The organism is Ruminococcus sp. (assembly GCF_019423705.1).
Lineage (GTDB): Bacteria > Bacillota > Clostridia > Oscillospirales > Ruminococcaceae > Hominimerdicola.
In genome coordinates, this window is sequence record NZ_JAHZAX010000001.1 from 224,044 (window position 1) to 235,901 (window position 11,858).

An 11,858-nucleotide genomic window follows, 5' to 3' on the forward strand; every position below is an offset into this window, starting at 1 on the left:
CAACAATTTATGTTCGCCCGTTGGCATACAGCCTTTTGATAGATAGTGGATTATGGCTGTTGATTATCAAAATTTTTTGCAGAGATCATACCACCGCCCGATAAAACTATTTTTTGGAGGATATAAATGAGTATAATTGCGACCCCACTTGGCTGGATAATGAAGGGCTGCTATTTCGTCTGTAAAAATTACGGAATCGCCCTGCTTCTCTTTACGATACTTACAAGACTTATAGTATTCCCGCTCAATGTCAAGCAGCAGAAGAGCACAGCGAGAATGACTATGCTCCAGCCTGAACTTGAGAAAATAAAGAAAAAATACGCAAAGAACCAGCAGAAAATGCAGGAAGAGCAGATGAACCTTTACGCTAAGGCAGGCGTAAACCCAATGGCAAGCTGTCTGCCAATGGTCATCACAATGGTAATCCTTTTCGCTCTTATCCCTGTTATCTATGGTCCTTTGACCTACGTTTCAAGCGCAGATAAGGACGATCTTACAAATTCAAACAATATGATCTCCAACCTCTATGTTGTCAGCGCCGAGGTCAAGAGCAACGATACAACTATCGAAAAGCTTATCGCAGGCTATGAAAAGGACGGCGCAACTGAAGACGAAGCTTATGAAAAGTTCCAGTCCCTCATTACAGATAAGGACAAGTATCCAAAGTCTGCAAAGGTGCTCAAGAACGATACGATGATCGAGAACGTTATGAAGGCTGTAAAGGCTCATAACGATATCGACACTTTTATCCTTAATGAAGAATATTTCTCCACAAACCTTATCCAGTCAAGACCTGAGCTTATGACTTTCGTCTTTACTGAAAAGGAAAATGGACAGTATGCTGATATCCTCCCAACAAGCGTAAAAGACGCCGCAGAGGATTTCAATTACAGCATTTTCGGACTTTTCCTCGGAAAGATCCCAACAATGAAGGATCTCTCCTGCATAATTCCAATAATCTCAGCACTTCTCCAGCTTGTTGTAACATTCGTTTCACAGCACTTTGCAAAGAAGAATAACCCTGACGCCGCAAATATGGGCGGAATGGGAATGAAGGTAATGCTTTACGGTATGCCTCTCTTCTCCCTTTGGATCGGTTTCAGCTATCCTGCAGGTCTCGGTCTTTACTGGTGTTATTCCTCACTTTTCGCTCTCGGACAGGTAATAGTCCTCAATAAGGTCTATACTCCTGAGCACGTTGCAGAGCTTGTTCAGAAGGATATGCTCAAGAAGAAGAACAGCGGCAAGCAGACCCTTATGGAGAAAATGGCAGAAGCTCAGATGATACAGGCAGGCAAGGACCCCGCCGAGATAAGAAAGGCCCTCTCCGAAGATGAAGATTACGAAGAGCCAAAGAAGAAGTCCAAGAATGAGCTTAAAGAAGAGCAGAGAAAGCGCCTTAATGAAGCCAGAAAGAGAATGGCAGAAAAATACGGCGATGAATATGACGATTCACAGGACTAATAAAATTTTCCTGTCAGAATACTACAAATACTGATTTAGCGAGAGGAGTAGAAAAAAAGATGAAACAGATTTTCACAGCCCCGACAGTAGAAGAGGCAAAGAGCAAAGCTGCCGCAGAATTTGGCGCAGACGTAGAAAAAATCAGTTTTACAGTTCTTGAAGAGCCAAAAAAGGGCTTTTTCGGAAAGATCAAAGGCGAAGCAAAAGTAGAAGCCGAGTATGAGGCTGAAATACCGACACAGACCCCAACAGAAGCACCGTCAGAGAAAAGCGTAAAGGCAGAAGAGCCTACAGTATTCGCTGAAACTGAGCCGGAAGCTGCACCTGCAGCTGTTGAGTGGAGCGAAACAGCACAGAAGAAAGCTGACTGCGCAAAGAATTACATTCTCAGCGTTATCAAAGCAATGGGCATTGAGGGCGCAGAGATAGAAGTAACAAAGCTTGAAAACGGCGCACTTTTCGAGATCACGAGCGAAGAGTTTGAAGGTCTCATCAACAAGAAGGGCGATATCCTTGATTCGCTCCAGTATCTTGCGTCGCTTGTGTGCAACAGGATAGACAGAGAGTATTTCAGGATTTCCACAGATTGCGGCGGATTCAGAGCAAGAAGAAAGAAGCAGCTTGAAGATCTTGCAAGAAAGATCGCAAACAACGTAAAGAGAAGCGGCAGATCGTCAGCCCTCGAGCCAATGAACCCATACGAGAGAAGAATCATCCACGCAGCAGTATCAGAGATCGAAGGAGTAACTTCCCAGTCCAAGGGTGAAGAGCCGTGGAGAAAGGTAATAATCAGCTCCACATCGCCAAGAAAGTACGATAACAGAGGCGGCTACAAGAAGAACGGCGGCAGAAGAAGAAACAACAATCGTCGTTCCAAGGGCTTTGATATCACAACAAGCTTTGAGAAGGACTACAAGAAGCCAAAGCCGGAAGACACAATGAAGGACAGCGGCCTTTACTCAAAGATCGAGTTTTAATTGATATGGATTATAAAAACAGCATTGCGAAAGCGGTGCTGTTTTTTTTGTTTAATTATGTAGGGGCGACCTTAGGTCGCACGTTGGTTTATATCCTTATTTGAGAGAATGTCAAATGTAGGGGACGGCGCCCCCGACGTCCCGTTGTCAAAGCGTGTTGTTTATCCTATTACAAAGTGCAAGAAAAAAACAACTACCCATCGCCGCAAAGTTGCTCCGCTCTTTGCGGACTTTACCGACATCAATGAGATCGGCGCAGATAAATGCTTCGACATAACAAAAAAAAGAAGCACAGCTTTTGCTATGCTTCTTTTACTTTTCTGCGCCTACAAAAGTCGGCTATCGCCGATTGGGGCTAGCCCCAAACCCTACTCAGGGCTCTGCCCTAAGAACCCGGCAGGCGCTTCGCCCTGCACCCGACCAGCGTCGCGCCGCTGGACCCGCGCCTTCGCTGCGCTATTTTGGGTACAAAATCAAATTCGCACTTCTGAGGCTTTCAAAGCTTTTTATTCTTCATCTGCCCCTTGTTTCTAGGGTACTTCTCCGGCGTATTCCCCGTTTTCTTAATGAGTATCAACGTCCGTCCGTCCCCCATCGGCAACTCGTACTCAAACACTTCCTCGACCTTTCCTCCAAGCACTTTCACCGCAGATTTAGCCTCTTTCAATTCCTCTTCGCCGCTCGAACCCTTCAAAGCCGCAAAATATCCGCCAACTTTCACAAACGGCAAACAATATTCGCAAAGCTCCGTCAAATTTGCCACAGCCCTCGCCGTCGCAATGTCAAATTGCTCCCTGCATTCGCCGTTCCGCCCAAGCTCTTCCGCCCTGCCGTGTATGCACGTCGCTCCAAGCTCCAGCCTGTCCGAAAGCTGTCCCAAAAAATTTATCCGCTTGTTCAAACTGTCCAAAAGCGTTATCTTCACATCGTCACGCATAATTTTCAGCGGACAGGACGGAAACCCTGCCCCCGTGCCAACGTCGATAATTTTCGCACCCTCTGCAACCTCAAAAAGCGTAAAGGGATAAACGCTGTCAAAAAAATGCTTCACCGCAATGCCCTCAGGGTCAGTAATTGCAGTCAGATTGATCTTTTCGTTCCATTCGCACAAAAGCTCCGCATAAAGCGAAAACTTTTCGTACTGCTTCTCATTGATTTCGATTTTTCCACCGCCGAAAAGTTCGGAAAACTCCTCAAAAGAAACAAGTTTCGCACCCTCGTTCATCAAGCATTATCCCTCCTTGTTTTCGTTATTTTCAACATTTCGATGGTGCTTTTCACCGTTCAGCGAAGCCAGCCAAATGAGCAAAACTCCCACATCTGCTGGATTAACACCACTTATCCTGCTTGCCTGTCCCACCGAAACAGGCTTGATCTTATTGAGCTTTTCAGCCGCCTCCAGCCTAAGCCCCTTGATCTCACTGTAATCCTGCCCCGCAGGCAAAGCTTTTTTCTCCAGCTTTCGCATATCCTTGACCTGCTCGAGCTGAATTTTAATGTAACCCTCATACTTGATCTGCAATTCAACTTGCTCCTTGACCTCCGCCGAAAGCTGCGGCCTGTCCTTGTCAAAGGTTGCAAGCCCCTCGTAAGTTACCTTTGGTCGGCGGATAAGCTGGGAAAGCTTTATGCCGTTGTTCAAAACGTCCGTGCCAACGCTTTCAAGATATTGGTTTATCCCCTCTGACGGCGCAATATTCACCTTTGAAACACGCTCGATCTCCTTGTCGATGAGCCTAATTTTCTCCTGCAAATGCTCAAATCGCTCATCTGAAATAAGCCCGATATCGTGCCCGATCGGCGTAAGCCTTATATCCGCATTGTCCTGCCTCAGCAAAAGCCTGTATTCGCTCCTCGAGGTCAACATTCGGTACGGGTCAGAACAGCCCTTCGTCACAAGGTCGTCAATAAGCGTGCCGATATATGAGGAAGCCCTGTCCAAAATAAGCTGCTTTCTGCCAAGAATTTTCAGCGCAGCGTTGATACCTGCAATAAGTCCCTGCGCCGCCGCCTCTTCATAACCCGAAGTGCCGTTGAATTGTCCAGCGCCGTAAAGCCCGTCAAACGCCTTGAATTCCAAAGTCGCCGCAAGCTCCGTCGGGTCGCAGCAATCATATTCGATAGCGTAAGCGTTCCTCATGATCTCAACGTGCTCAAGCCCCTTGATAGTATGCAAAAACTGGAGCTGCACAAACTCAGGCAGCGACGAGGACATACCCTGCAAATAATATTCCTCCGTGTCAAGCCCCATCGGCTCAATGAAAAGCTGGTGTCTCGGCTTGTCCGCAAACCTCATAATTTTGTCCTCGATAGACGGACAATAACGAGGGCCAATTGCGTGTATACGCCCCGAATATATCGGCGAAAGATGAATATTATCCCTAATAACTTTGTGCGTTTCCTCATTTGTGTAAGCAATATAACACTTGACTTTATTCTCAAGTTTCTCGTGATTATCAAAAGAAAACGGCGTTATCTCATCATCGCCATATTGCACCTCAAGCTTGTCAAAATCAATTGAACGCTTGTGTACACGGGCAGGCGTGCCAGTCTTGAAACGTCGGATAGTCATACCTGCTTTTCGCAAACAGTCGGTTAAACTAAGTGCAGGCAAAGTGGCGTCTGGGCCACTAGAATAAGAAACCGCACCAACATGAACAGTTCCGCCAAGATAAGTACCCGTAGAAATGACAACAGCCTTGCAGTCATATTCCGTGCCAAGTTTTGTCCGCACACCACGAACAACCTTGCCGCTCTCATCAAACAAAATGTCAGTAATTTCCGCTTGCTTGAGGAAAAGCCCCTCAGTGTCCTCGATAGTTTTTTTCATCAGCTTGTGATATTCCACACGGTCGATCTGCGCACGCAGGCTGTGAACAGCAGGGCCTTTTCCACGGTTGAGAATACGGCTCTGAATGAAAGTTTTGTCAGCCGCCCGACCCATTTCGCCGCCGAGAGCGTCGATCTCACGAACGAGATGACCTTTTGCTGTGCCGCCGATAGAAGGGTTGCAGGGCATATTGGCAACGCCGTCCAGCGTGATAGTGAAAAGAGCCACCTTGAGCCCGAGTCTGGCGGAAGCAAGCGCCGCCTCACAGCCGGCGTGACCAGCACCGATGACAACTATGTCGAAATATTCTTTAACCATAATAAGAAAACCACCTTTTTATTTTCCCACACAAAACTTAGCAAACACCTCGTCAACCACAGCCTCCGTGGCCTTCTCACCCGTCAGCTCAAGTAAAGCGTTCGCCCCGTTGTCGATCATAACAGTCACAGCGTCCAAAGTCTCGCCGTAATCAAGACTTTCGAGAGCCAAAGCAAGATACTTTCTCGCCCTCTCCGCACAAGCCTTCTGCCTCTCGTTGGCAAAGATCGTGCTGTCAGCGTCGTATCCGCCTATGCCTAAAAGTCCCTCCGCAGCAGACTGTAATGCGCCTCTGCCTTCGTCAAGCTTCGCCGATATCTCAATAACATTGTCAGCGTAACCCTTAAATTCACTCCTGTCAAGCCTGCATTCAAGATCAGACTTGTTGAGCACAATGATGACCTTCTTGCCAAGCCCCTTGACATATTCAAGCAGCTCCCTGTCCTCGCCGTCAAGCTCCCTCGATATGTCAAAAACTTCAATTACAAGCATTGCATTTTCAAGCTTCTTCTTCGCAATGTCAACACCGATCTTCTCAACTTGATCGTCCGTCTCGTGTATTCCTGCCGTGTCCGAAAGCTTCAATACAAGCTCCCCAAGCTTCGCACTCTCTTCAATAACGTCCCTAGTCGTTCCTGCAACGTCCGTCACGATCGACCTGTCAAATCCAAGCAGCATATTCATAAGCGTTGATTTTCCAACATTCGGCTTTCCTGCGATAACCGTGTCAACGCCGTTTTTCAGTATCATTCCGCTGTCATAATCTGCAAGTATCCTGTCAAGCCCACCCAGCGCAGACTTCAAACTTGCCCTTAAATTATCCTCCGAAACCTCAGGCAAGTCCTCCTCAGGATAATCTACCCAAGCCCCAAGCTCGCCAAGAATGGTCACAAACTTCTGAGACATTTCCGAAATAAGCTTGAAAAGCCTGCCCTCTTTGGTAAGGTTCGCCGAGTTCAGCGCATATTCGCCCTGGGCAGATATAGTCTCCATAACGCCCTCCGCCTGCGTGAGAGATAGCTTTCCGTTAAGAAACGCCCTCTTTGTGAACTCGCCCCTCTGAGCAAGCTCCGCACCATTTTCAATGCAAAGTCTCAGCACTTTTTTTGTAACGTAAACGCCGCCGTGGCAGGATATCTCGCAAACATTTTCCCCCGTGTAAGACCTCGGAGCACGAAAAACAGTCAGCACGCCGTCGTCAACTTCACGTCCGTTCCCGTCAACGATCTTTCCGTAAGCGCAGGTATACCCCTCCATATTTTCAACACTTCCGCAGGACAAAGGCCTAAAAACCTTTCCGGCGATCTCGATAGCCTTGTCACCGCTTATTCTGATAACGGAAATACCGCCCTCCGCCACCGGCGTAGACACCGCACAAATATTCCTCATTTCTCCGACCTCACTATTTTATATTTGTATATTTTCATTTTGATCAAATGGGCAAACGGGCGTTTTTCGACAGTCTGCGGGCAAAAAGTGTTCGCCCCTACTTTATATTTTTATGAAAAACGTCAATTACATAAACTATAAACTATTAACTATAAATTATCAACTATCAACTATTAACTATTAATTATTAACTATTAACTAATAATTTTCCCTGCCAACTATTTCTTCTACCCATTTCCTTATCTATCTCATTCATCACAACTTTTTTCCTCAAGCTCCACAATGGCGCAACAAGCTCATTCCTCTCTCCGTCCCCCGTTATTCTCTGTATAACGGTCTCTTCCGGCAGCACCTCAAGCTGGTCACAGACGATATTTACATACTCTCCCATCTCAAGCGCCCTAAACTCGCCTCTCTCATACATCTCCGAAAGCCCCGTATTTTTCAGAATATGCAGCAAATGTATCTTAACTCCGTGTACACCGAGCTCCCCCACAGCCCTCGCCGTGTCGATCATCATTTCTCTGCTCTCATTTGGCAGCCCGTCAATGATATGCACGCAAACGTTTATCCCTCTGTTTTTCAGCAGCCCGAACCCTTTCAAAAAGTCCTCATAGCTATGACACCTGTTCATTTTAAAAGCCGTCTCGTCGTGGATAGTCTGCAATCCAAGCTCCACAGTAAGATAAGTTTTCTCCGCAATTTCCGCCAGCATATCCGCCTTTTCGTTGTCAAGGCAATCCGCCCTTGTTGCGATAGAAAGCCCTGCCAGATCATCAAATGACAGGGCTGTATAAAACATTTTTCTCAGCGTTTCGATATCCGCATATGTGTTCGACCCAGCCTGAAAATAAGCAATGCAAAGCCCATTGTCAAGCTTGTCCTTTATCTTCTCACGCATATCATTGTATTGAGTAAGAATGTCCTCTCTCGGGTCGCCTGCAAAATCTCCGCTCCTCTTTGATGAGCAGAACAAGCAGCCGCCGATACCCTTGGTGCCGTCTCTGTTCGGACAGCCAAGGTCAACGTTCAGCGGAATTTTATAAACTTTCTTTCCAAATCTATGTTTAAGGTAGTAATTGTAAGTGTGATATCTCTTGTTGTCGTCCGAGTAAATAAAAGGGTTGTCAAATCTGCTGTTCATATTGGGATAATTTATTCCCCTTCCTCAGTCTCCGCCGAAGTCTCTGTCGGCGGAGACGTGGTGGTGGTCGTTGTAGTCGTAGTTGTTGTTGTGGTCGCAGCCGTGGTAGTCGTCGTCGGACCCGGCTGATAGATCTGCTCCGTAGTCGTCTCAGTATAATAAGGCTTGTCATTATTTGTCGTGGTGGAAGCCGTCGAAGTCGTTGTAGAAGTCTCCGTCTCCTCAGGCCTGTCTATGGCCGTGGTGGTGGTAGTCTTTTTCTTGTCGTCATTTTTCTTTGTGGTGGTAACTTCCCCGTCCGCCGCCTTAGTCGTGGTTGTGATAACATTTTCGTCCGTGTCATCATCATTATTTGTCGGCTGATCGAAGCTGTTGTGATCCTTGTCCGTGTCGTCGCTTATCTCCTTGATAGGGTCAGTCACCTTGTTGCCGATACCATAAATAAGGGATATCCTCTCCTCGATAGCCTTCATAGCGTCCGGAAAAGGTATACTATTATTATAAGTGTCCTCGATAGCCTGAGTGTAATCCCCCGAGAAAAACGTCTTGAAAGACAAAGACGTGTTGTTGTCCTCAACGATATCGCTTCCCGATACCGCAATAAAGAATATGCAGGCAAAAAGCATCAATACCGCCAGCGTGAGCAGATTGACGAAACTGTAATGCCCCTCAAGATTTTCCTTTGCGATCTCCTGAGAAGTCCTGTCCGCCATTTCACATTCCTGCGGCATAACAAATTCTTTTTCTTTGTCGTTATGCACTATATTAAATTGTTTAATATTGTCTTTCATTTTACCGCCCTCGGATAATAAATCATAAAATCTAAAATCAAAAAATCAAACCGCATTATTTGTCAACAAACATTCGCCCAACTGTTGAAAATTCGTAATCAAATGCAATTTAGCCTGTTGTCAAACCTCAAACCGATCAAACCGAATATTCCGCCGCCAGCGTGATAACGCTGACAATGAAGATAACCGCCGTCATAACAGTCTTGAGCGTCATAACTCTTCCATAAGCCGCCGCAGACCTGTCTGCAAGCTTCTTGAACCCACCAACAAAAAGCCTTTTCGCAGGCGGACAAACGATAAAGAACGCAATTATGATAAGCGTGATATTCTTGAGCACCGCATACTTCACCGATACGCTGAGACTGTATTTCACCCCAACGCCCAGCAGCGCAAGCAGCCACTTTCTGTATCCGTACAAACTGTCAAAATAAAGTCCGCCGAATATTAGCATAGCAGTCAGCACAAGATAAATGTACTGAACAAAGCTGGGCAGCTTTTCAAGCCCCTTGCCAAGAAACGCCTTTTCAATAGCGCAAAGCAAAGCTGCCAGGACGCCAACAATAATATAATTGACCCTCGCCTCATACCATATAGAAAGCACGCAGCCGCAAAGAATATAAAGCAAAATGTGTATAGCAATATTTCGGCTGCGACCATTTTCAACATCATCATTTTTCAGCCCAAATACTTCGCCGAAAAATTCAACCACCGTCGTGTTGAAACTCTTCACCATTCCAACGAAAAGGCCGTCCGCTTCAATGTCCGTGTAGTTGTCAGGATATTCAAATCCGTTCACAAGTCCAAGACCTTTCGCCATATCCGAAAGCCCCGTGAACAGAAAATAATATTGCGCCAAGAACGCCAGCATACCAAGCCAGCAGCCGATAGTAGTGATCTCTTTTCCATTTAGCCCCGCAAGCTTTATCCGCTCAAATACTCCGGCCAAAAGTACCACCTTGCCAAAGCCGTAAACGATCCTGTTAAGACCCTCGTTCAGCTTCTTGCCGTTTATCTCTCTATGCCTTATCTGCGGCTCAATGTCCTTGTATCTCACCAAAGGTCCTACCACCATAAAATGCAAAGATACCATATAAGTGAGCAAGCAGAAAATATTTTTCTCCGACTTTGAATATCCCTTGAAAATGTCATAAACGTATGAGAATCCTCTCAGCGTGTAAAATCCCATTCCAATAGGCAGTATCGCAGCGTCAAAACTCAGCTTCTTTACCTTATTAAAAAGGAAGTTCTGCCCGAACACTAAAAACAGCCCAATGTTCATAACAGCGTCAAGGATAAGCACCAGCGTGCACAAACCCCTATTTTCACGGTTCTTGTAAATGATCGCACCGAACGCCCAGTCCAGTATGACGGAGAGGAAAATAAGACAAAGGGCAAAAGGCCTTCCCCAGCTGAAAAACAGCAAAGAGCATATTATAAGGATAAGGTTCTTGTATTCAGCGCTTCTGTCAAAAAGGGACAGTATGGTCATAATAGGGAACATTCCCAGTATAAATATCAGATCAGAGTATACCAATTTTATGATCTCCTTAATTTTTACATAATAACATTATTAATATTGAGACTGTCGATAAAGCAGAAAATCAACTACACATAAATAATGAACTTAAATAATTTGTAGGGGAAAATTGTTGTTCGACAAGGCTCACAACAATTTACGTTCGCCCGTCGATCAGCACTTCTTTCGACAGTATCACTTTGATATCATCAACCTAGTCTATAAGTCCTGTAAGTAAAGATTTCACCTATAATTTTATCACAATTCACTAAATATAGCAAGCAAAATTATAAAGAAAATCTAAATTTTTCAGTTTTTTTCAAAAAGTATTTGCAAATACGAAAAACTGTGTTATAATAAAGGTAAATACTTATGCTATTTTACTTGGGGAAGGAGTGGCGAAGAATGGCTTCAATCTTAGTCACAGGTGCAAGCGGAATGATTGGTCTCTATCTGACCTCCAGTCTGCTTCATAAAAAGCATCGTGTGTATGGAATTGACACACGAAAAAACGATTTCATCGGAACTGATCCGAACTATACTTTCGTTCAATGCGATATAACTGATAAGGACGCTATAACTTCTGTTATCGAAAGCAACAAGATAGATGTCGTAGTTCATCTGGCAAATTCTGTCGATAATGATATCGACCCGTATGTGACCGACGCAGAGATCAAGAGAAGTAAGACCTGCGATAAGTTCATCTATGCGGCCGCAAATAAGGCAGAGGTAAGAAGTTTTATTTTGCTGAGTACAACAGCGATATACGGCGTTCAAAAGGGAAGAGAGCCGATAAGGGAAACAGCTCCCGAAAAGGGAAATTCCAACTATGCCGATCTTAAAATGACGTCTGAAAAGATAATGCAGAAAGAGTTCAAAAAGTCTGATACCGTAGAGGTCATCGCAAGAGTTGCGCCAATATATGACGCCGAGTATACTCAAAATCTGCGTGACAGAGTTTTTGACTCAAAGGAAAATGTTGCCTATATTTTCAATGATGGTGAGTATGGCTATTCATTCTGCTGCGTATTCAATCTTATCGACTTTATAAATGGTATCATCAATGTGCCCACAGGCAGATATGAGGGCATTTATAACATCGCCGATTCAAGAATGATAACAGCGAAAGAAATAATCGACTATGAGAAGGAGCACCACAGAATAGGTGCGGTAATACAGAAAGCCCCGGGAATGGGTATCAGCATAAATAAGGGAAAAATGAAAACAGACTATCGTTACTTTGACCCGTCGATAACATTCAACAACTGGAACATCGACAACACCAGAGCAAAGCGAATAGCCCCATTCCGCTGGACTTTATCAAATACTAAGTGATTACATAAGAGGAGACAATCAAAAGTTGTCTCCTCTTATTTTTTATGCCCATACAAAAAGAATGTTCCACGTGGAACATTTGCATAAAAACCAC

9 protein-coding genes are annotated in these 11,858 nt (G+C 45.2%); 3 read left to right on the top strand and 6 right to left on the bottom strand.

The genetic code is table 11. The features are described from left to right. The first annotated feature begins 126 nt into the window (after positions 1 to 126). A complete protein-coding gene (locus QZ371_RS00965; RefSeq protein ID WP_295207755.1) occupies positions 127 to 1,464 on the top strand; it encodes a YidC/Oxa1 family membrane protein insertase in 1,338 nt (445 codons plus the stop codon). A gap of 59 nt (positions 1,465 to 1,523) precedes the next feature. Further along, positions 1,524 to 2,441, top strand: a complete 918-nt coding sequence (jag, locus tag QZ371_RS00970; RefSeq protein ID WP_295207759.1) for an RNA-binding cell elongation regulator Jag/EloR — start codon at positions 1,524 to 1,526, stop codon at positions 2,439 to 2,441. A gap of 496 nt (positions 2,442 to 2,937) precedes the next feature. Here the strand turns inward: jag and rsmG are convergent, their stop codons facing one another. The 6 genes from rsmG to QZ371_RS01000 all read right to left on the bottom strand — a co-directional run bounded on the left by rsmG (position 2,938) and on the right by QZ371_RS01000 (position 10,447). Continuing rightward, positions 2,938 to 3,666: a 16S rRNA (guanine(527)-N(7))-methyltransferase RsmG gene (gene rsmG, locus QZ371_RS00975; RefSeq protein ID WP_295207763.1), complete on the bottom strand. Its 729-nt coding sequence runs from the start codon at positions 3,664 to 3,666 to the stop codon at positions 2,938 to 2,940. Positions 3,667 to 3,672: 6 nt separating this feature from the next. After that, a complete protein-coding gene (gene mnmG, locus QZ371_RS00980; RefSeq protein WP_295207766.1) occupies positions 3,673 to 5,589 on the bottom strand; it encodes a tRNA uridine-5-carboxymethylaminomethyl(34) synthesis enzyme MnmG in 1,917 nt (638 codons plus the stop codon). Positions 5,590 to 5,607: 18 nt separating this feature from the next. Next, complete coding sequence (mnmE, locus tag QZ371_RS00985) at positions 5,608 to 6,978, bottom strand: tRNA uridine-5-carboxymethylaminomethyl(34) synthesis GTPase MnmE (protein WP_295207769.1); 1,371 nt, start codon at positions 6,976 to 6,978, stop codon at positions 5,608 to 5,610. Positions 6,979 to 7,165: 187 nt separating this feature from the next. Then, on the bottom strand, positions 7,166 to 8,122 hold the full coding sequence (locus QZ371_RS00990; protein ID WP_295207772.1) for a TIGR01212 family radical SAM protein: 957 nt from the start codon (positions 8,120 to 8,122) through the stop codon (positions 7,166 to 7,168). 11 nt (positions 8,123 to 8,133) lie between these two features. Beyond that, a complete protein-coding gene (locus QZ371_RS00995) occupies positions 8,134 to 8,913 on the bottom strand; it encodes a hypothetical protein (RefSeq protein WP_295207775.1) in 780 nt (259 codons plus the stop codon). A gap of 136 nt (positions 8,914 to 9,049) precedes the next feature. Beyond that, positions 9,050 to 10,447, bottom strand: a complete 1,398-nt coding sequence (locus QZ371_RS01000; RefSeq protein WP_295207778.1) for an acyltransferase — start codon at positions 10,445 to 10,447, stop codon at positions 9,050 to 9,052. A 387-nt stretch (positions 10,448 to 10,834) separates the two neighbouring features. Between QZ371_RS01000 and QZ371_RS01005 the strand changes: the two genes are divergently transcribed. After that, positions 10,835 to 11,764 (top strand): NAD(P)-dependent oxidoreductase, encoded by a 930-nt coding sequence (locus tag QZ371_RS01005; RefSeq protein WP_295207781.1) that lies wholly within the window; start codon positions 10,835 to 10,837, stop codon positions 11,762 to 11,764. The last annotated feature ends 94 nt before the right edge of the window (positions 11,765 to 11,858 follow it).